The sequence below is a fragment of the Microbacterium sp. NPDC056569 genome, assembly GCF_042793475.1.
In the GTDB taxonomy this organism is placed as follows: Bacteria; Actinomycetota; Actinomycetes; order Actinomycetales; family Microbacteriaceae; genus Microbacterium.
In genome coordinates this window covers 61,246-80,211 of record NZ_JBHTUV010000017.1, presented here as the reverse complement: position 1 = coordinate 80,211, position 18,966 = coordinate 61,246, and the positions used below count along the sequence as shown (strand labels likewise).

Sequence of the window (18,966 nt, the reverse complement as noted above, 5' to 3'; positions counted from 1 at the left end):
GCTAGCGCTCACTCTGGTACGTGAGATTGTCGAGTCGAGTGACCGTATTCGAAGGGTCGAAGATCCCGCCCGTTCCCTTGATCCCGCAACTGATTGTCGGGAGGGTCGGCGCCCACGACATCGGCATGCACGTGAAGGTGCCGCCGTTGAGATGAAGGCCATCGCTGCCCATGTAGAGCTGCCCCGACATCGTCAGCGACATCGTGCTACCGATTCCGCAGGCGCTGTAGATCAGCGTACGCACGTTGTTTGTCGTGCCAGCGGTGAACTTGTCGAGCGCGGACGACGAGCAGCTCGGAGGTCGCCCGTCACTTCCATTCGGATCGAGATGAACAATCAGCAGCTGCGGACCTGCGGCCAGGGTAGTACCCGATGGACGCGAGATTGTACCCGTGAGTTCAAGATCCATCTTCTCGCTCGCTGGCACAAGAATCACCACGTCGCGTGCGACCGTCACGTTGCCTGGAGAGACTTTGATGCCGCTGCCTCCCGCCGGACAGCCCGTCATGTCGATCACTGCACGCGTTCCTGCCGCGCTCAACACCGCTTGCAGTTCCGCGGTCGTGCACACGGTCCCTGCGGCGGGCGCATAGACGGGGAGCGCCGCAGAGCTCCACGTGGTGCTCGCGGTGAGTTCGATCCAGGCCGTTGCTGCGAACACCTGCTCGAGCGTCGGCGAGATCACTGGTGTCGGCTCTCCTGTGAGCACCGGCACTGGTGTCGTGCCGTCCGCTTTCGTCCAGTCGGCTGACACGTGGTTCACCATCGCGAGATGGGTCTTGAACGACCCGTTCACCTTGCCCTTGCCGTTCTTCGTGTCGATGTTGCCGGCCGCGTAAACGTCGCCGCCGATGTCGACACCATTGACGTTCAGCTTGATTTGACCAGCCACCGAAACAACGTCCCCACCGACCGTGAACTTCTTGTTCTTTATCTCGATCGTGTCGCGCGCGTAGATACTCCCCGTCACCGTGCAGTCGTCGGTGATGGTCAGACCTCCCCGTAGCACCCACAGATCGCCATCGATCGCGCCGCTGGCACCGTTGTTGCACTCGTAGTCATCTTCACGGATGACAAGGTCGCCCGTGTAGGTGGATTTAGTCGCCTTGAACTCGCCCTCGAAGAACGCAACCGTTCCCGACGGTGTGGTCGCGGGGCCGTGGTACCACGGGTAGATCGCGTCAATCGTGGTCTGGGCGGCGTTTGCGCCAGTGCCCGTGGACCGGATCACCACCCATTTCGTCGCGGCAGTTGGGCAGGTTGCGGTCACACCGGCAGCATCCCATCCAGCGGGCCTGGCCGACGCGTTCGTCGATCGGATCGTGTAGGTGTACGTCGGTGACGTTCCGGTCGTGGAGTTCGCGGACATCGCGACCGATCCACAGTCAAGTCCAGTCGAGGTGATCGCCGACTTCAGTGAGGCGACCGCAACGTCACGCCCCGACTCGGCCGCGATGAACGCCTGCGTACGGTCTTTGTTGTTCGCGTTCGAGCCGATCGTGAATACGACAGCGGCGGCGATTGTCGCAGCGACGACGAAGCCCACGAGCATCACAAGAACTACCGTGACGAGCACCGCTCCGCGGTCATCCTCACGGACACGTGTCGCGGAACGACTCCGATCAGTTACCAACATCCGCCACTTCCTGTCTCTTGCTCGGATCGAGTCGCGACATCACCCGAAAACGTGACTGGCGCGGCATTTGTGCTGATCTGGAAGGTGTACGAAAGCGAGCCGCCTGCTGTTCGAACGAAGTAGGGTGTGCTGCCCTGCTTGGCGAGTCCTGACTTCCAAACCGGCCAGGCAGTGTTTGGTAACGGCAGCGCTGCCGCATCGACGGTGAATTGAGCAGCCGCGTCCGTAAGACGGAAACCTTGACACCGCATGTCTCCGGTCAAAGACGTTCGGACGCGCAACACCGATCCGCTCTCCGTTACGTCGAAGAAGAGGGCGTTCCGCATCGCTCGCTCAACAGTCGAGGACACCAGTTGTCCACGGTTGGTCGCCTGCGTGACAGACGTAACCTGCTCCTGCGTCTTCCAGGAGTTGATGAAGATGGTCGCGACGGCGGCGATGACGATCCCGCTCACGACGACCGCCACGATGAGCTCGATGAGACCGAGCCCGGCATCATTCCTTCTAGCTTCGCAAGTCATGGGACATAGATCAGGGCCGTGGCGGATGCAAGCATTCGTCCCTCACCTTCGACGTTCACGGTGAGCTTCGCTGTAGCACCGGGAGCGCAGCCAGTGACGGTCGTCGCGGACGTCGAGAGGGAAACCCCTCGTCCATCGGTTACCGGTGGCCGCGACGCGATCGACGCGAGATAAGGGCACGTAGGGTTCCCGCGGGCATCATCAATAATGGCGTTCATGTAGCGCGTCGCTGTCGCCGTCGAGGCTTGTTGCGACGAGAGTTCGATCCCCTGCCAGAGCGCAGGAAGTAATGCGATCGCGATGACGCCCAGCAAGAACATTGCTATCACGACCTCGATCAGGCTGAACCCCGCAACGTCGGCGTCACGATGTCTCATCCCGCCCACCTCCCCAGCGGCAGAAACCCCAAGCCAATCCAACCACGTGAGCCGGGTGTGATCCCGGCTCACGCGGTTTGCTGCTTGTTAGCAGCCTGGTCCGGCCTTTTGTGCCACGCCCGAGGGCGTTCCTGCGGTGGATCCGGCCGGCGAAGCGGTCACACAGAAGCCGCTGAGGGAAATCGTGCCTGCGACGGCGACGCTGGAGTTACCGTCGGACTTGAAGACAGTCGCCGGCACCGCCCCTGCCGCGGTAATCTGCGGCGAGTTGCTTGCGAGATCGGCAGCGACCGCAGCCGCCGCCGAACCGGCCACTGCCTTGAGCGCGTTGTCTTTCGCGCTCTGCTGGATGCCGAGGAAGATCGGGATCGCAATCGCAGCCAGAATGGCCAGGATCACGACGACGACGATGAGCTCGATGAGCGAGAAGCCGCCCTCGCGGCCTTCCTCCTCGCGACGAATCTTCGCCGCCTCGAGGTAGTTCTTGATAAATGCACGCATGGCGCGTCTCTCCCCAGTGTGAGTTGAAAGGTCAGCTCTAACCGACCGGCGCGCGCCAAAGCACGTCGGTCTCAAACACCCCAGTAACACATCCCAGACTCTGTTAGAGCTGGGTTTGAGACACACGCGCAAAGCGTGAATCCCCTCCCGCCATAGACGTTGTCATCCGTCCCGCCCGATGTCAACGTGGGCGCACGCAGTCTTCGCCTAAGAAAGCCTCAGTCAGGCCGCGCGAAGACCTTGGGTTGCACGCAGGCCGCCCGCTAGCCTGGCTTCTCCGGGAGGCAGCCCGCGGCAGCATCCATCGTCCACGCTTGACCTATCGCCGGTGCGCCAACCTACACACCACGGCGCTGCCATCGGATTCACGCCTTGTCCATCATCGTCATGATCATCGAATGTCAGAGGCCATCTGTACGTTGTAGGTATGAAGCTTTATCCGGGTGAGGTGGACTGGGAGTCGAGGATCGACGGCGATCCCGAGCGCTTCATCGACCCGTCGGATCTGCTCGGGCCGGGCGAGGGCCTGCCGCCCGAACTCGCGGAGCTCGAAACGACGGGCGCCGCGCATAAGGCTGCGATCGCCGAGCTCGAGGGCATCAGCGTCCGGGCGCGACTTCTCCTCGCCGACGAGTACGCCGGTATCGCGAACGTGCTGACGGATGCTGCGGCCTGCCCCGACCCGTGGGTCGGCCCCGACCCGACACAGGACCCGGCCTGGCTCGATCCGCAGGGGCGGTCGACGGCGGCCGTCCGCACGGAGCGGCGGAACATCGCCGTGCGCGCCGCGGCGCTGGAGCTCGCCGTGCGCCTCGGGATGTCGGAGAACATGGTCCGCACCCGCGCTGCGCATGCCGACACGTTGCGCGAGCGGTGCCCGAAGATCTGGGCGGCGTTCCGTGCCGGCCGGGTCAGCGAGCGGAACGCGACGTCAGCGGCGCAGCAGGCTGCCACGCTTCCCGCCCGGGCCGCAGAAGCCTGGGCGAAGTTCGATGAGTGGCTCGAGACGGCCGCGCAGACGCTCGCGCCCGGCAAATTCCGCACGCGCTCCCGGGTCGTGCGTGAGCGCGTGCACCCCGAGCGTCTCGACGAGCGGCACAAGCGGGCGGCCGACGACCGGAACATGTGGTTCCAGCCCGAGGCCGACGGGATGGCTTCCTTCACCGTGTTCACGACCGCCGACAAGGCGCTGTCGGTCTTTCGACACGCCGACGCGCACGCGCGACACCTCCGAGGTCAGGAAGGTGAGGAGCGCACCCTCGCACAACTGCGCGCTGACGTCATCGTCGACATGTTCACCGCCGGCGCTGACAGCACCGCGAAGACCGGCACGTGGCGTTCGCGCGCGTCCGTCGCGATCACGGTGCCGGTCATGACGCTCCTCGGACACGACGACGAACCCGCCACCCTCGATGGCTACGGCCCGATCGACACCGAGACCGCGCGGCGGCTCGCGGGCGAGGCATCCAGCTGGGTCCGCATCCTCACTCACCCCGTCACCGGCACGGTTCTCGACGTCGACCGCACCACGTACCGCACCCCGAAGGCGCTGAAACGATGGCTCGGGGTGCGCAACCAGGTCTGCACCGGTCCCGGATGCATGCGATCGGCCCGCGACTGCGACATCGACCATCGCCTCGACTGGCAATACGGCGGGAAGACCGCCGACACCAATCTCACGCCGCTCTGCGAGCCGCACCATGTCATCAAGACGAAGAGCAAATGGATGCTCTATCGCGACGAAGTCACCGGCGCGACCTTCTGGACCTCGCCGACATCATTCGTCGTGCCTGCGGATCCGCCACCGTTCTGACGCTCGCACGCCCACACACGAATGCGTCCACTCGACCGACCGCACACGTTCGCGCGCTGTCGCACGCGCGAACATCCGCGCTCAGTTCAGGATCGCTATCGCCTGCCGCGTCGCGACGATCGCAAGCCACACCACGAGTCCGACCGAGACGACGATCGCGAGCACCGACACGAGCCTGCTCGTCCCCCGCTGCGCCGCCACGATCAGCCCACCGATCGCGAGGAAGAACGCGCCGGCGGCGAAAGCCACGCTGACCAGACTGACCAGACCCGCGACCGACTCGTCCCAGAGCCCCAGCCCGAGCACGACGGTCAGGCCGCCGAGCGCGGCCACCACCATCAGCGCGATCGACGCGCGCGCCGGGATGTTCGCAGGACTCGCCTCGGGAAGCGGCCGACGCATCTCCCCCACGTACGAACTCGACACCGGCTGATACACGATCGGCGTCGGCAGCCGATCATCGACCGGCGCAGGACGCCGGGGCGCGATCTGGTCGGGGTACGTCTCAGGTCCCGCCGCTCGGGCACCGTTCGTCGCGCCTTCCCGCGAGGCCGAGGCACGAGCCGAATCGTCCCGAGGCGCGGCGGCCGATTGAGGGCGCTCAGTATCCGCTACGGACGAGGGTGCATCCGCGGGTGCCTGATCCCGGGCGCCGGCCGGATCAGCCAGCGACGACGGCGCCGGCCACACCGCGGCCACGGGGGTATCCTCCGCAACCGCCGGCACTACGTGCGGCAAGCCCTCACGCGGGACCCCGGACTCCGAGTCCACGGCCGCCGCCGCGGGAGCGGCGTGTTCCTCGGGATCCGCCGCCCGCCGCGCGCGGAGCTGTGCCCGGCTCAGCGGCGCGGCCGGCGACACGGCAGCCGCAGCATCCGTCGCCACCGGACGGTAATCCTCCGTCCACGCAGCGCCGTTCCACCACCGCAAGCGGTCGGCCCGCGAATCGTCCGCGTACCAACCGGGCGGCGGTCCCCCCTGAGACCCGTCCGTCATCATGCTCCCCAGCAGAATGATTCCCGAGCGCAAACATACCGGAGCGACCCGACGGCGAGCACCACAACAGCTCCACTCCTTATTTCAATCCGGACGGCTAGACTGAAACAGTGAACGTCGCTGTTTCAGATCCCAGACCGCCGGTCTGGCCTGCCCACACGACCGAGTCGCGCGACTGGCAGCAGTCGATTCGTGGTGGCAGCAAGGAAGATCGGATGCTGCGCTCCGTCGCCGTGTCGATCCCCCCGCGCATCGCGCAGTTGAGTTACACCCCGGGCCCCGACATGACCACCGCCGCCGAGCGCGCGCTCGTCGAGGTGGCGACGACCGACGCCGAGGCACGAGCGCAGTCGCGCGCGCTCGGGCGCTTCATGCTCCGCACGGAGTCGGTGGCCTCCTCGAAGATCGAGCGCATCTCGGCGAGCGCCGCCGACTACGCCCGCGCTCTCGCGGGTAGCCGGGCCAACAGCAGCGCGACCAGCATGGTCGCAGCATCCGCCGCCCTGCATCGTCTCGTCGACCGCGCCGGCGAGACATCGCACATCACCACAGACGACCTGCTCGCCGCACATCGCACGCTCATGGCAGACGATCAGGCCGAGGCCCACTACGCCGGCCGGCTGCGCGACGTTCAGAACTGGATCGGCGGCAGCGACCACAGTCCGCGCACCGCGCTGTACGTGCCACCGCCGCCCGACCTCGTAGCGCCGCTGCTCGACGACCTCATCGCGTTCGCGGGTCGCGACGACGTGCCGGTGTTCGCGCAGGTCGCGATCGCGCACGCGCAGTTCGAGTCCATCCACCCGTTCACCGACGGCAACGGCCGCATCGGGCGAGCCCTCGTCAGCGCCATCCTGCGTCGGCGCGGCGTCACGAAGACGGCGATCATGCCGCTCGCGAGCGGCCTCCTCGCGGTGCGCGACGACTACTTCGCCTCGCTCACGGCGTACCGCGACGGCGACCCGACCACCGTGATCGAGATCATGGTGCGCGCGGCCGTCGCCGCAGCGATCGAGTCGCGAACGTCGATGGACGCCCTGCGCGAACTCCCCGCCGAGTGGCGGTCACTCGTCGACGCAGCCGACGGGTCGGCGACCGACCGACTCCTCACCGCGCTGCTCGACGACCCGGTGATGTCGGGCGAGGACGCGATCACGGCGATCGGAAGCACCCCGGCGACCGCCTACGCCGCACTCGACCGGCTCACCGAAGCGGGGGTGATCGCCGAGATCACCGGACGCAAGCGCGACCGCGTGTGGGCGGCGAACGACGTCATCGGTGAGCTCGACGACCTCGACCGCCGCATCCAGCGGCGCATGGTCGAGACGCCGGCCTGACGGGCCAGGCGGTCAGCCGTCGAGCACCTCGAGGCGCACGGTCACCGGCCCGCCGTCGACCAGGCCCTCGGCAGCGCGCACCGCCTTCTTCAGCGGCAGCACGTACGAGCCGTCCGACGAGGGGAAGATCGATGTCGTCCACTCGCTGCCGCCGATGCTCGCCCGCACACGAACCGAGCCGAACCCGCGGTACGGGCGCGGGATCTCGCGGATCTCTTCGCTCAGCTCAGGCGGCACCGACGTGAAGAACCACGCCGAATCCTCGCGTGCCTCCCAGCGGAACACATCGCCGTCGAACTCGATGATCACGAACACGAGCGTACCCAGCGGGTCCGACGCGCCGAGCGTAGAGTGCGGGCATGGCCGCCATCGTGGCCGGCGGGATCAGCATCGCGTACCGGCGAGAGGGCAGCGGCGCACCGCTCGTGCTGCTGCACGGAGCCCTCGAGGACTCGAGGACGTGGAGCGACGAGTTCGATCGCCTCAGCCCGCATGTCGACGTGATCGCCTGGGACGCTCCCGGATGCGGCGGGTCGGACGACGTTCCCGCCGGGTGGACCGATCGCGACTGGGCCGATGCCGCCGCCTCGTTCCTCACTGCGCTCGGCCTGACCTCACCGTGCGTCGCGGGATTCTCGATGGGATCGGTGCTGGCGCTGCTCCTCGCCCGCGATCACCCCGACGTCGTCGGCAGGCTCGTCCTCGTCGGCGCGTACGCCGGATGGGGTGGATCGCTCGACGCGGACGCGTTCGCACAACGGCTGGAGGCGGCGCGGTTCACCATCGAGCATCCCGTCGACGAGTGGGCGGACGACTTTCTCGACTCGGTCTTCGCGCCCGGCACCGGCCCCGAGCGACGTGCTCGCGCGCGAGCTCTCCTCGACGATTGGCGACCGGCGACCACGACGGCGCTGCTCGAGGTGATGTCGCACGACCTCCGCCCCGCACTCCCCTCGATCCGCACACCGACGCTGATCGTGCGCGGGGCGCAGGATGCGCGCAGTCCGCGGGCGGCCGCGCTCGAGCTGGTCGATCTGCTCCCCGACGCGCGCCTCGTCGAGATCCCGGATGCCGGCCACGACTGCACGGGGTCCGAGCTCGACGCCGTGCTGATCAGCGCCGCTCGGGCCTAGAGGTGCTCGCCCGGTGCCCCGCCGTGGCGATCGACGAGGCGCTGCAGGCACGTCGACCAGCCGTCGATGTGGTTGTCGCGCTCCTCTGTGGTGGCGAAGCCCGAGTGCCGCACGATCACGCGGGTGGCAGCATCCGCCGCCGACTGCAGCTCGATCTCGACATCGGTCGTGTGCTCCTCCCCCGCCCACCGCCAGCCCAGCCTCAGCGCGCGCGGCGCCTCGAAGGTGAGCACCGTGCCCTCGACCGCCATATCGACCGGCACCGACCGCACCTCCCAGCGACCGAGCTCGCGCAGCTCGACGACGGCGGTCGTCTCGAACCGCGGCGGCCAGAACCACCGCTCGAGGCGGCCGCCGACCGTGAATTCCCGCCACGTGACATCGACGGATGCTGCGACCAGCGCCTCTTCGGTGAGCTCATGCATGTCGCCAACGTAGCGGTTCGCGGGCGAGTTATCCACAGTCTCGTCGATTCTTTGTTCGAATGTCGGGGGCCATGGGCATGATGATGTGTATGACATTCATCTCGGAGTTGCGAGGGCTCGTCGATGCCCTCGCTGGAGTGCCGGGGCTGGATGTCGAGGCCGATTCGTTGCCTGCCGTGATCGATGCGCTGCCCGACGAGGTCGTCGAGCACATCCTCGGCGATGCGTCCGACATGCGGCGCTGCGTCGACTTGGTGAGCGTGATCGCGGCGGGGGTCGCGGCACGTCGTTCCTCGCGCGACCGCGGGCAGGGCGGCATGGCCGCGGTTCGAGGCCACCGCACCCCGGCCGCCATGATCCAGTCGATCACCGGCGGCACCGCCGCCGACGCGAAACGTGCGGTTCAGGTGGGCGCGTCGCTGATCGAGGGAACCGGGGCGGGTGCGATCGCCGATGTGACGGGTGAGACGGATGCTGCGGCGGCGGGTGAGCCCGATACGCCGGCACCGCCCTGGCATGAGCCGCTGCGACGTGCCCGATTGCACGGGGGGATCACGAGCGAGCAGCACGACGCGATCCGGCGAGGGCTCGGCGAGCCGCCTGTCGACTGGAGCGACATCGGGGCCGCGGGTGCCCTTCGCGAAGTGTGGTCGATCGCCGCAGAGCAGTTGATCGCCGAGGCCGCGGCCTTCCCCGTCGAAGAGCTCCGGCGCCGTGCGCGCGCCGTTCGAGACAGCCTCGATCCGGTCGGCGCCGAACAAAGATTCGCCGCCCGGTTCGCGGAGCGCGGATTCCGCCTGTACCAAGACGCTGACGGGCTCTGGCAAGGACGCATCACCTTCGACGACGAGATGGCGCTGTGGGTGAAGTCGGCGATGGACGCCGCCCTCCGCCCACGTCGGGGTGGCGCGCGTTTCATGACCGAAGAAGAGCGAACGGCAGCGAAGAGCCTCGTCGACGACGACCGCACCAACGAGCAGCTCGCTTACGACCTGTTCGTCGACCTCGTCCGATCCGGGGCGCTGGCCGAGGCATCAGACGTGTTCGGCGCCCGCCAGCCGGGAGTTCGCATGGTTGTCGTGAAGGACGCCGACGGTCCTCGTGATGCGGCCTCGCGGATGATCGCCGTCGGTCACGCCGAGGACGGCGGCGACCCGCTGCCGGGCTCGATCATCGACCGCAACATCTGCATGAACGGCACTCTCGAGGTCACGGTCGACAGCTGCGGCAACCCCCTCGACCTCGGTCGCGAGCAGCGACTCTTCAACATTCCGCAGCGCAAGGCCCTCGCCGTCCGCGACGGCGGATGCCTGTGGCCCGGATGCTGCGTCCCCGCGTCGTACTGCGAAGCCCACCATTGCGATCACTGGCTCGATGACCTGGGCCGCACCGATATCGATCGCGGGATCCTCCTCTGCCGATTCCATCACCTGCTGCTTCACAACAAGGGCTGGCGGATCACCCGCAATGGCCTCGCGCCATTCATTCTGCATCCGCCAACCGGACAGGGCGATGCGCGCGTGCTGGAGTCGAAGGCCGCCTGGGCGTGGGCGTGGGATCCGCCGCGATCACCGGAACGGCCCGGGTGGAGAGTCGGGAAGTCTGCGTGACACCCGGGTGGAGAGTCGGGAAGTCTGCGTGACGTTTGGGTGGAGAGGCGGGATGTCTGCGTGACGTTTGGGTGGAGAGGCGGGAAGTCTGCGGCACGGCTTTGGTGGCGCGGCGGGAAGTCTGCGGCACGGCTTGGGTGGCGAGGCGGGAAGTCTAGGTCACGGCTTGGCGCGAGTCCTATGCGTCGAGGCATCACGGACGCGAGGGGGCGCCCCTAGGATCGAACCCGTGTCGAACTCCCCCGCCGGACGCCGCAGCCACACGACCGGGACACGACCGCGGAACACGGTGAGGAACACGGTGGACACCACCGGTCGCGGCGGGGAGCGAGTCGACTCGAACAGACCGGGGCGTGACCTCTCGAAGCCGCTGCCCGGGGCGCTCAGCTGGATCATGCTCATCGTGTTCGCCCTTGCCCTCGCGGGTGCGTACGTCGTGCTCGACCTCGCGTGGTGGGTGCCCGCGCTCTATGGCGCGGCGAGCGTCGTCGCATTCGCCGCGTACGGCATCGACAAGTCCGCCGCGCGCCGTCAGGCGGCGCGCATCTCGGAGCAGACGCTGCTCATCCTCGGATTGGTCGGCGGCTGGCCGGGAGCGCTCGTCGCGCAGCAGCTGTTCCGCCACAAGACCCGCAAGCGCTCGTTCCGCCGCGTCTTCTGGGGCACGGTCAGCGTGAACATCCTGGCGCTCGCCGCCTACGTCTACGTCGTGGCGGGGCCCGTCATCGCCTGATCATCGTCACGACGCGAACTCGCTCTTGCGAGCGCCTCGATCCCGGGTGTATTCGATTGCTGACGTGCGACCCGCAGGTTTCCTCGCCACCTGGGGACGGGCGCACAGGAAGCAGGACAACATGCGTGCATACGCCGTCGCATCCGCTGGGGAACCGCCGGCCCACCACGATGTCGACATTCCCGAGCCGGACGCCGGAGAGGTGCGGGTGCGTGTGGCCGCAGCATCCGTCAACGGCTTCGACATCGCCGTCGCCGCGGGCTATATGGCGAACTTCTTCGAGCACCGCTACCCGCTCGTGCTCGGGCGCGAGTTCGCCGGAGTCGTCGACGCGGTCGGCCCCGACGTCGAAGGTTTCGAGGTCGGCGACCGGGTGCTCGGCGTCGTGTCGAAGCCGCACCTCCAGGAGGGCGCCTTCGCCGAGTACACCACCGCCGTCGCCGACAGCGGCGTCGTCGCCGCACCGGATGCGCTGACGGATGCTGCGGCCGCCTCCCTCGGCCACACCGGGTCGACCGCGCTCTCGATCCTCGCCGCGCTGGGTGATGTCGAGGGCAAGAAGATCCTCGTGGTCGGCGCGACAGGCGGCGTGGGGACGCTCCTGACGCAGCTCGCCGCGGCCGAGGGAGGGGAGGTCATCGCCACCGGACGCACCGATGAAGGACGGCAGCTGCTGCTCGAGCTCGGCGCGACGCACGCGGTCGACTATGCCGACCTCGTCGCCGCGGTGCGCGCGGTCGCCCCGGACGGCGTCGACGCGGCGGTGCACCTGCACGGCAACCCGACCGAGTTCGCACCGCTGGTGAAGGACGGCGGGACGATCGTGTCGACGCTGCTCTACGCGCCGGAGATGTTCCCCGACGCCGACCGGATCACTCCGGCGCCGATCGCCGGCTACCCCACGGGCGACGCGCTGCGCCGGCTGACGGGCCTCGTCGACGACGGATCGCTGCGCGTGATCGTCGACCGCGAGCACGCGTTCGACGACGTCGCCGACGCCTTCGCCGCATACGGGCACGAGACCATCGGCAACATCGTCGTGATCATCGACTGAGCACGGCGCCCGGGTGCGGTCAGCGACCGTACTCGGGCGCCCAGTCGTCGCCGTCGGGCATCCACTCGCCCGAGCCGGACGCGACCCGCGACGGCTCGGACCGGCGCCACGCGGCCCCCTCCGGCCAGCTCGCGGCGAACGTCGACGCGACCCGGAACACGCGCCGCGACAGCCCCGACACGGTCTGCACCGGCCGTGCCGAGACGGGCATGCGCAGCTGCGGGTCGTAGCGGACTCCGTCCGACGAGCGCAGCCGGATGGTGAGGTCGAGGTCGTCGTGGATCCGCGCGTTGCCGCGGTCCACCTGGTCGCGCACACGCTCCCAGACCCGCGTGCGCATCGCAAAGTTCGAGCCGAACACCAGCGGGATGCCGAGCCACTTCTTGATCCAGTAGTGCCCGCCGCCGATGTACCAGCGCTCGCCGAGGTAGTTCTGGATCGGCGTGCCGCCGTAGAACTCGGCGCCGCCGGTCAGCACGCCCAGGGTGGGGTCGGCGACGAAGGCGCGCACCAGCCGCGCGATCCAGTCCGGGTGCGGGCGCGAGTCCGCGTCCAGCCGCGCGATGATGTCGGCGTGCTCGAGGGCGGCGTCGTACCCGCGCGCGACCGCGGGCCAGATGCCGATCGACGCCTCATATGCCACGACGGCGTCGTAGGCCCGGGCGACGGCGGCGGAGGCATCCGTGCTGGCATTGTCGATGACGATCACGACGTCGGGTCGATGCGTCTGCGCGGCGAGTGCGGCCAGGCACGCGTCGAGGTAGCCCGCGTCGTTCCGGCACGGAATGACCACGGCGACGCGAGGGGCGAGGGGCACAAGCCACACCATACTCCCGGCGTGTCGGACGGCCGCGTTACCCTGCCGACATGGACGGACTGCGTTTCGCTCCTGCCAACGAGGCCTCGTGGGACGACCTTCAGGCCATCCTCACGGGCGCCGCGGGTCGGTGCCAGTGCCAGCGGCAGCGCCTCGGCGACCACGACTGGTGGTACATGCCGGAGGCGGAACGCGCGGCGATCCTGCGCGCCGAGACGCACTGCGACGACCCGCGGGCGACCGAGACGATCGGCATCGTCGCGTACCAGGACGACGAGCCCGTGGCATGGTGCGCGGTCGACCGGCGCGGGGTGTACGGACGAGTCCGCGGCTCCCCCGTGCCCTGGCACGGGCGCGACGAAGACCCCGATGACGAGTCGGTCTGGGCGATCGCCTGCGTCGTCGTCCGCAAGGGTCACCGGGGCGAAGGTCTCACCTACCCGCTTATCGCCGCGGCCGCCGAGCACGCCCGAGCCCACGGTGCGTCGGCGATCGAGGGGTACCCGATGCTCACCGACGGCAAGAAGATCGCGTGGGACGAACTGAGCGTCGGCCCGGTCGGTCCGTTCCTCGAGGCCGGGTTCCGAGAGGTCACGCATCCGACGAAGCGCCGCCTCGTCATGCGCCTCGAGTTCTGAAACGAATCAGCAAGCGCTCGCCCGAAATTGACTCTTGAGACCGCTCCCACGTTTGGTTACAGTCCGGTAAGTAACCGGCATCCCGCCGCTTCACCGACCTCAACGGAGAGGACTCCCCATGCCCGCCCCCGTTTCCCACCGTGCCCGCGCACTGCGCATCGGCACCGTGGTGACCGGCACCGCACTCATCGCGAGCGCGCTGCTGGCCACGCCCGCCGTCGCGGCGCCGCCCCGCGCGGTCGACCCGTTCGACCCCGACTTCGGCCCGAACGTCACGATCTACTCCCCCGACACGCCGGTCGCCGACATCCAGGCGGATCTCGACGCGCTGCACGCGCAGCAGGTCGACGCCGAGATGAGCACGACGCGCAAGGCGGTCTACTTCCTACCTGGGCAGTACGGCTCGACCGCCGACCCGCTGCAGGTCAAGGTCGGCTACTACACCGAGGTCGCGGGCCTGGGCGCATCGCCCGAGGACGTCACCGTCCACGGCGCCGTCGAGGTCTACAACCGCTGCCTCGCCGACGGCGGCACGGGCAACTGCCTCGCGCTCGTCAACTTCTGGCGCACGATCTCGAACCTGTCGATCGACATCGACAAGGCGGGCCAGGACGGCTGCCGCGCCAGCGCAGAGTTCTGGGCGGTGTCGCAGGCGGTGTCGATGCGGCGCCTCGACATCTCGGGCGGCAACCTGTCGCTCATGGACTACTGCACCGCCGGACCCCAGTACGCCAGCGGCGGGTTCATCGCCGACTCGCGCCTGCCGTTCGTGGTGAACGGCTCGCAGCAGCAGTGGCTGATCCGCAACAGCGAGGTCGGCGGATGGTCGAACGCCGTCTGGAACCAGGTCTTCTCGGGCGTCGTCGGCGCCCCCGACGATGCCGGCTTCCCGGACCCGCCGTACACGACGGTCGACGAGACTCCGGTCAGCCGCGAGAAGCCGTACCTGTACGTCGACGACGAGGGCCGCTACAACGTGCGCGTGCCCGCCGCGCAGCGCGACACGAGCGGGATCAGCTGGGGCGCGGGCGAGACGGCGGGCCGCAGCATCCCGGTCACCGACTTCTACATCGCGACCCCGTCGGACTCGGTGAAGGACATCAACAACGCGCTCGCGCGCGGTCAGCACCTGATCCTCACGCCCGGCATCTACGACGTCGCGCAGTCGATCCAGGTGAAGCGCGCGAACACCGTCGTGCTCGGCCTCGGGCACGCCACGCTCACGGCGGTGAACGGAGCGGTTCCGCTCGAGGTCAAGGACGCCGACGGCATCGTCGTCGCGGGTGTCACCATCGACGCGGGCACCGAGCTCTCGCCGGTGCTGCTGCGCGTCGGCAACCCCCACGGCGGCAAGAAGCTCGACGCGCAGAACCCCATCACGCTGAGCGACGTGTACTTCCGCGTCGGCGGCCCGCACATCGGCAAGACCACGACGGCGCTCGAGGTGAACGCCGACAACGTGCTCATCGACCACACCTGGGTGTGGCGCGGTGACCACGGCGTCGAGGGCTTCGACCCGACCGACGGCGTGAACGGCGACAACGAGCGCTGGGCCACCAACACCGGCACCGTCGGCGTCATCGTGAACGGTGACGACGTGACCGCGACGGGCCTGTTCGTGGAGCACTTCCAGACGTACAACACGCTCTGGAACGGCGAGAACGGCCGCGTCATCCTGTACCAGAACGAGCTGCCGTACGACCCGCCCACCCAGGCGGACTGGACGCAGCCGGACGGCACGCTCGGCTACCCCGGCTACAAGGTGGCCGACCACGTGAAGAACCACGAGCTCGACGGCGCCGGCGTGTACGTGTTCAACCAGAACAACCCGTCGATCCTCACGGCGAACGGGTTCGAGGTGCCCGAGACGCCCGGCGTCAGGCTGCACCACATCATGACGGTGAACCTGTCTGCCGGCACCGTCCAGCACGTCGTGAACGGCATCGGCGGCCAGGCCGACAACACGAACACGGGCACCCCGCAGTTCGTGGTGGACTACCCGGCGCCGTAGGACCCCCCGGAAACGGATGCCTCGGCCCTGCGTGCTGCGCGGGGTCGAGGCATCCGTGATTCAGAGGCGGCGCGTCACCACAGCGGGTGGATCGCCGCACGGAGGTCCCGGTCGTAGACCTCGTGCACGGCGCGGTCGAACGCGTCGAGGTCGAGGCCACCGTCGAGGGCACTGTCGAGGGCACTGTCGAGGAGTGCGGCCGCGGCGGCGTTGGACTCGGCCTGCTGCACGTTGCGCGCGCCGGGGATGACGCTCGTGACACCCGGGCGCGACGCGATCCACGCGAGCGTGGCCGCGGGCAGCGAGACGCCGTCGGGCAGGGCTGCGGCGAGCTCGTTCGCCGCCCGGACGCCCGTCTCGAAGTCGACGCCCGAGAACGTCTCGCCGCGATCGAACGCCTCGCCGTGGCGGTTGTAGGTGCGGTGGTCGTCGGCGGCGAAGGTGGTCTCCGCGGTGTACTTGCCCGAGAGCAGGCCGGACGCCAGCGGCACGCGCGCGAAGATCGCGACGCCGGCCGCCGCGGCGGCCGGCAGCACCTCATCGAGCGGCTTGAGCCGGAACGGGTTGAAGATGATCTGCACGTTGGTCACGTTCGGGCGTGCGATCGCCGCAAGCGCCTGCGCCGCGGTCTCGACGGAGACGCCGTAGGCCGCGATCGCGCCGTCGGCGACGAGCGCGTCGAGGGCGTCGTAGGTGGCGTCATCCTCGATGACCACGGTCGGCGGGCAGTGCAGCTGCACCAGGTCGAGCGTGTCGACGCCGAGGTTCGCGCAGGAGCGGTCGGTCCACGCGCGGAAGTTCTCGGGCGTGTAGTTCTCGGGCTCCTGCGCGAGGCGCCGGCCCATCTTCGTCGCGACCGTGATGCCGTGGCCCGGCCGCGCCGCGAGGAACCGGCCGATGATCGACTCGCTCCTCCCGTCGCCGTAGACGTCCGCAGTGTCGAAGAGGGTGACGCCTTCGTCGACGGATGCTGCGAGCACCGCAGTCGCGTCGTCTTCGGTGACCGCTCCCCAATCCGCTCCGAGCTGCCAGGTGCCGAGGCCGATCGCCGAGACCGAGCGTCCGGTGCGGCCGAGTGCGCGCTGCTGCATGAGGATCCTCCGGGTCGAGGGGTGGGGTCGGTTCCAGCATCCCACGGCGGGATCCGCGTGGGGCGGCCTCCGTCGCCGTAACGCGCGGGGGCCCGGGATGCAATCCCCGAGTGCCGATGGACGGCGCGGATTAGCGTGGCCGGGGTCGAAGGAGGGATCCGTGACCGCCGAGCGCACCCCGACCCTGCGCCGCGCCGTCTCGTACACGGCACGCCTCGCGCAGCAGCCGCGCCTGCTGCTCGCGGTGAAGACCTCGCTCGCAGCGGTGCTCGCGTGGTACCTCGCGCCCCTGATCCCGTTCGCCGAGGACCAGTACTCGTACTACGCGCCGCTGGGCGCGCTCGTGACGATGCACCCGACGATCGCCCGCTCCGCCCGCGTCGGCGTGGAGGTGCTGATCGGCCTCGCGCTCGGCATCGGGCTCGGGCTCTGCGGCATCGCGGCCCTGCGGCTCGGCGCGCCGGGCGGTCTCGTGCTGGGACTCGTGATCGGCGTCGGCGTGCTGCTCGGCGGGCTGCGGCTGCTCGGCGTCGGCGGCGACTGGGCTCCGCTCGCAGGGCTCTTCGTGCTGCTCACCGGGAGCGGAGACCCCGAAGGCTTCTCGATTTCGTACCTCGGCACGGTGGCGTTCGGCGTCGTCATCGGCATCGCGGTCAACCTCGTGATCGTGCCGCCGCTGTACCTGCGGCGGGCGGGCGAACGCCTCTCGGCGCTCCGCGACACGGTCACCAGGCTGCTCGACGACGCGGCCGATGCCGTGGCCGAGGACCGCATCCGCTCCGACCGGTTCGAGGTCCCGCTCCGCAGGCTGGCCGAGACGCGGGCGACCGTCACGGCCGAGGTCGAGGAAGCGGAGGAGAGCGCCCACGCGAACCCGCGCCGGGTGCGCCACCGCCACGAGCGGGAGGAGAACGCCCGGCGCATGGCGGCTCTCGACCGCACGGCGTTCCTCACCCGCGAGCTCATCGACCTGCTGCTCGAACTGCACGCCGCGGACGACGCCTCGCTCGCCGCCGCGGTACGCGATGAGCTCGCCGCGGCGATCGGCAAGACCGCGGACCTCGTCGCGACGCCGCTCGGCGACCCGGACGCGTCGCAGCGCCTCCACGAGGCAAGCGAAGCGCTGGCGGACTACCAGCGGGCGCTCGGCACGCCTCGCCCCGGGACGCGCGCCGAGATCGCCACCGGCGCGGCGATGGAACTGTGCCTGCGGCGCATCATCGACGTGTCGCGCGCCTTCGTGTGACGCGGCGCCCGGGTACGGTCGGGGTGCCTCACGGGTTGACGATGACCGGGGTTCCCAGCGGGAGCTCGGACAGCCTCGTGATCGCGGACGGGTCGACGCGGAGGCATCCGTTCGAAATCGGCCCCGAGCGGTCGTCGTGGTAGTGGAAAGCCGTGACCGCGACATCCGCTCCTCCGAAGCCGTCGAGGGTCGGCGACTGCACCGAGAGGTAGACGATCGGGTGGCCGCGCGTGTACGCGTACTCGGGCACGACGCGCGTGGTCATGATGAACGTGCGGCCCAGCGGCGTGGGCGTGCGGTCGGTGCCCCACGCGAAGTCCGACGCGATGCGCTCGGGCACCCCGGCGCGGACGATGTCGATCGTGCGGCCCGAGATGCTGACGACGACGCTGGTGTCGGTCGGGGCGAGGTCGACGTCGCCCTTGCGCATCCACCCGGTGACCTGCGCGGGGTTGCCCTGCGACGGCACCGCCTGACGCCCCGTGAGCAGCACCTTGACCCAGTTCTGCTGCTCCTCGACGACCGGGACGGCGGTGCCGTCATACGGGAACTCGTGCGGCAGATAGGCGACCGGCTCCGACGTCGGATCGGCCCACACGGGGGCGCCGATGCCTCTTGCGACGGCGTGAGTGGGCAGCGGGGCGGTGAACGCGGCGTCGTCGACGGTCAGCGCCGGGATCACGGCGAACACGTTGACCTGCGGCAGGGTCGTCACGTCGTACGAGGCCGTGTTCGCGGCGAACCCCGTCGGGGTGGGCGTCGGTGTCGGCGTGGGAGTGGGCGTGGGTGTCGGGGTCGGGGCGGCGGTGGGGGTCGATGGCGGAGAGGGCGCCGCCTCGGTTGCGGCCGGGCGCAGCAGCAGGGCCGCGGCGACGCCGGCGGCGAGCACGATCGCGGCGAGCGCGATGAGCGCCCAGACCCACAACCGCCGCCGCGACGGCGCGTTCTCGTCGCCCTGCGGCGGGGCAGGCTCGTCCGCCGCCGGGCCGTCGGTCTCGGCATCCCCCATTCCCCCATGGTCGGTTGC

General features: G+C 69.2%; 19 protein-coding genes and 1 pseudogene. 9 read left to right on the top strand and 11 right to left on the bottom strand.

All coding sequences use genetic code 11. The features are described 5' to 3' along the window. Position 1 precedes the first annotated feature (1 nt). The 4 genes from ACFQ7C_RS17785 to ACFQ7C_RS17770 form a co-directional block, all read right to left on the bottom strand. Positions 2-1,555 (bottom strand): hypothetical protein, encoded by a 1,554-nt coding sequence (locus ACFQ7C_RS17785; protein WP_378904296.1) that lies wholly within the window; start codon positions 1,553-1,555, stop codon positions 2-4. A 71-nt stretch (positions 1,556-1,626) separates the two neighbouring features. Continuing rightward, positions 1,627-2,157 carry a PilW family protein gene (locus tag ACFQ7C_RS17780; protein ID WP_378904293.1) on the bottom strand — a complete coding sequence of 177 codons (531 nt, stop codon included), beginning with the start codon at positions 2,155-2,157 and terminating at the stop codon, positions 1,627-1,629. Then, positions 2,154-2,534 (bottom strand): prepilin-type N-terminal cleavage/methylation domain-containing protein, encoded by a 381-nt coding sequence (locus ACFQ7C_RS17775; protein ID WP_378904290.1) that lies wholly within the window; start codon positions 2,532-2,534, stop codon positions 2,154-2,156. The genes ACFQ7C_RS17780 and ACFQ7C_RS17775 overlap by 4 nt, the downstream gene beginning before the upstream one ends. An 87-nt stretch (positions 2,535-2,621) precedes the next feature. Next, on the bottom strand, positions 2,622-3,035 hold the full coding sequence (locus tag ACFQ7C_RS17770; RefSeq protein ID WP_378904287.1) for a prepilin-type N-terminal cleavage/methylation domain-containing protein: 414 nt from the start codon (positions 3,033-3,035) through the stop codon (positions 2,622-2,624). Between the two features lie 427 nt (positions 3,036-3,462). On the opposite strand from ACFQ7C_RS17770, the gene ACFQ7C_RS17765 reads away from it, so the two are divergent. After that, the gene (locus ACFQ7C_RS17765) at positions 3,463-4,848 is read left to right on the top strand and encodes a DUF222 domain-containing protein (protein ID WP_378904284.1); all 1,386 of its coding nucleotides are present in this window, start codon (positions 3,463-3,465) and stop codon (positions 4,846-4,848) included. 81 nt (positions 4,849-4,929) lie between these two features. On the opposite strand, the gene ACFQ7C_RS17760 is transcribed toward ACFQ7C_RS17765, so the two are convergent. Both ACFQ7C_RS17760 and ACFQ7C_RS17755 read right to left on the bottom strand, forming a co-directional pair. Next, positions 4,930-5,259: a hypothetical protein gene (locus tag ACFQ7C_RS17760; protein WP_378904341.1), complete on the bottom strand. Its 330-nt coding sequence runs from the start codon at positions 5,257-5,259 to the stop codon at positions 4,930-4,932. A 468-nt stretch (positions 5,260-5,727) separates the two neighbouring features. Next, positions 5,728-5,844 (bottom strand): annotated as a pseudogene (locus tag ACFQ7C_RS17755) (DUF2510 domain-containing protein); the annotation flags it as partial. 215 nt (positions 5,845-6,059) lie between these two features. Between ACFQ7C_RS17755 and ACFQ7C_RS17750 the strand changes: the two are divergent. Continuing rightward, a complete protein-coding gene (locus ACFQ7C_RS17750) occupies positions 6,060-7,181 on the top strand; it encodes a Fic family protein (protein WP_378904281.1) in 1,122 nt (373 codons plus the stop codon). A 12-nt stretch (positions 7,182-7,193) separates the two neighbouring features. On the opposite strand, the gene ACFQ7C_RS17745 is transcribed toward ACFQ7C_RS17750, so the two are convergent. Next, positions 7,194-7,490: a DUF1905 domain-containing protein gene (locus ACFQ7C_RS17745; RefSeq protein WP_378904278.1), complete on the bottom strand. Its 297-nt coding sequence runs from the start codon at positions 7,488-7,490 to the stop codon at positions 7,194-7,196. A 50-nt stretch (positions 7,491-7,540) separates the two neighbouring features. On the opposite strand from ACFQ7C_RS17745, the gene ACFQ7C_RS17740 reads away from it, so the two are divergent. Next, positions 7,541-8,314: an alpha/beta fold hydrolase gene (locus ACFQ7C_RS17740; protein ID WP_378904275.1), complete on the top strand. Its 774-nt coding sequence runs from the start codon at positions 7,541-7,543 to the stop codon at positions 8,312-8,314. Here the strand turns inward: ACFQ7C_RS17740 and ACFQ7C_RS17735 are convergent. Next, positions 8,311-8,739, bottom strand: coding sequence for an SRPBCC domain-containing protein (locus ACFQ7C_RS17735; protein ID WP_378904272.1), 429 nt, complete (start codon positions 8,737-8,739; stop codon positions 8,311-8,313). The genes ACFQ7C_RS17740 and ACFQ7C_RS17735 overlap by 4 nt on opposite strands. Before the next feature lie 89 nt (positions 8,740-8,828). Here ACFQ7C_RS17735 and ACFQ7C_RS17730 point away from each other — a divergent pair, with 89 nt between their 5' ends. From ACFQ7C_RS17730 to ACFQ7C_RS17720, 3 genes are all read left to right on the top strand, one after another. Then, positions 8,829-10,349 carry a DUF222 domain-containing protein gene (locus ACFQ7C_RS17730; protein ID WP_378904269.1) on the top strand — a complete coding sequence of 507 codons (1,521 nt, stop codon included), beginning with the start codon at positions 8,829-8,831 and terminating at the stop codon, positions 10,347-10,349. Positions 10,350-10,650: 301 nt separating this feature from the next. Continuing rightward, the gene (locus tag ACFQ7C_RS17725; RefSeq protein WP_378904266.1) at positions 10,651-11,082 is read left to right on the top strand and encodes a DUF1294 domain-containing protein; all 432 of its coding nucleotides are present in this window, start codon (positions 10,651-10,653) and stop codon (positions 11,080-11,082) included. A 121-nt stretch (positions 11,083-11,203) separates the two neighbouring features. Further along, on the top strand, positions 11,204-12,136 hold the full coding sequence (locus ACFQ7C_RS17720) for an NADP-dependent oxidoreductase (protein WP_378904263.1): 933 nt from the start codon (positions 11,204-11,206) through the stop codon (positions 12,134-12,136). Between the two features lie 19 nt (positions 12,137-12,155). Here ACFQ7C_RS17720 and ACFQ7C_RS17715 read toward each other — a convergent pair whose 3' ends face one another. After that, positions 12,156-12,953 carry a glycosyltransferase family 2 protein gene (locus ACFQ7C_RS17715; RefSeq protein ID WP_378904260.1) on the bottom strand — a complete coding sequence of 266 codons (798 nt, stop codon included), beginning with the start codon at positions 12,951-12,953 and terminating at the stop codon, positions 12,156-12,158. A gap of 50 nt (positions 12,954-13,003) precedes the next feature. Here ACFQ7C_RS17715 and ACFQ7C_RS17710 point away from each other — a divergent pair, with 50 nt between their 5' ends. After that, on the top strand, positions 13,004-13,591 hold the full coding sequence (locus ACFQ7C_RS17710; protein WP_378904258.1) for a GNAT family N-acetyltransferase: 588 nt from the start codon (positions 13,004-13,006) through the stop codon (positions 13,589-13,591). Between the two features lie 118 nt (positions 13,592-13,709). Continuing rightward, on the top strand, positions 13,710-15,602 hold the full coding sequence (locus ACFQ7C_RS17705) for an adenylyl cyclase (protein ID WP_378904255.1): 1,893 nt from the start codon (positions 13,710-13,712) through the stop codon (positions 15,600-15,602). Between the two features lie 74 nt (positions 15,603-15,676). Here ACFQ7C_RS17705 and ACFQ7C_RS17700 read toward each other — a convergent pair whose 3' ends face one another. Continuing rightward, complete coding sequence (locus ACFQ7C_RS17700; RefSeq protein WP_378904252.1) at positions 15,677-16,693, bottom strand: aldo/keto reductase; 1,017 nt, start codon at positions 16,691-16,693, stop codon at positions 15,677-15,679. 160 nt (positions 16,694-16,853) lie between these two features. Between ACFQ7C_RS17700 and ACFQ7C_RS17695 the strand changes: the two genes are divergently transcribed. Next, the gene (locus ACFQ7C_RS17695) at positions 16,854-17,939 is read left to right on the top strand and encodes an FUSC family protein (RefSeq protein ID WP_378904249.1); all 1,086 of its coding nucleotides are present in this window, start codon (positions 16,854-16,856) and stop codon (positions 17,937-17,939) included. Between the two features lie 28 nt (positions 17,940-17,967). Here ACFQ7C_RS17695 and ACFQ7C_RS17690 read toward each other — a convergent pair whose 3' ends face one another. Continuing rightward, positions 17,968-18,948, bottom strand: a complete 981-nt coding sequence (locus ACFQ7C_RS17690) for a L,D-transpeptidase (RefSeq protein WP_378904246.1) — start codon at positions 18,946-18,948, stop codon at positions 17,968-17,970. Between the last annotated feature and the right edge of the window lie 18 nt (positions 18,949-18,966).

Bases quoted from the DNA above. Each gene is read 5' to 3' on its own strand.
- ACFQ7C_RS17780 (WP_378904293.1), bottom strand. From the start codon at position 2,157: ATGACTTGCGAAGCTAGAAGGAATGATGCCGGGCTCGGTCTCATCGAG.
- ACFQ7C_RS17775 (WP_378904290.1), bottom strand. From the start codon at position 2,534: ATGAGACATCGTGACGCCGACGTTGCGGGGTTCAGCCTGATCGAGGTC.
- ACFQ7C_RS17770 (WP_378904287.1), bottom strand. From the start codon at position 3,035: ATGCGTGCATTTATCAAGAACTACCTCGAGGCGGCGAAGATTCGTCGC.
- ACFQ7C_RS17765 (WP_378904284.1), top strand. From the start codon at position 3,463: ATGAAGCTTTATCCGGGTGAGGTGGACTGGGAGTCGAGGATCGACGGC.
- ACFQ7C_RS17750 (WP_378904281.1), top strand. From the start codon at position 6,060: ATGCTGCGCTCCGTCGCCGTGTCGATCCCCCCGCGCATCGCGCAGTTG.
- ACFQ7C_RS17740 (WP_378904275.1), top strand. From the start codon at position 7,541: ATGGCCGCCATCGTGGCCGGCGGGATCAGCATCGCGTACCGGCGAGAG.
- ACFQ7C_RS17735 (WP_378904272.1), bottom strand. From the start codon at position 8,739: ATGCATGAGCTCACCGAAGAGGCGCTGGTCGCAGCATCCGTCGATGTC.
- ACFQ7C_RS17730 (WP_378904269.1), top strand. From the start codon at position 8,829: ATGACATTCATCTCGGAGTTGCGAGGGCTCGTCGATGCCCTCGCTGGA.
- ACFQ7C_RS17720 (WP_378904263.1), top strand. From the start codon at position 11,204: ATGCGTGCATACGCCGTCGCATCCGCTGGGGAACCGCCGGCCCACCAC.
- ACFQ7C_RS17710 (WP_378904258.1), top strand. From the start codon at position 13,004: ATGGACGGACTGCGTTTCGCTCCTGCCAACGAGGCCTCGTGGGACGAC.
- ACFQ7C_RS17705 (WP_378904255.1), top strand. From the start codon at position 13,710: ATGCCCGCCCCCGTTTCCCACCGTGCCCGCGCACTGCGCATCGGCACC.
- ACFQ7C_RS17700 (WP_378904252.1), bottom strand. From the start codon at position 16,693: ATGCAGCAGCGCGCACTCGGCCGCACCGGACGCTCGGTCTCGGCGATC.
- ACFQ7C_RS17690 (WP_378904246.1), bottom strand. From the start codon at position 18,948: ATGGGGGATGCCGAGACCGACGGCCCGGCGGCGGACGAGCCTGCCCCG.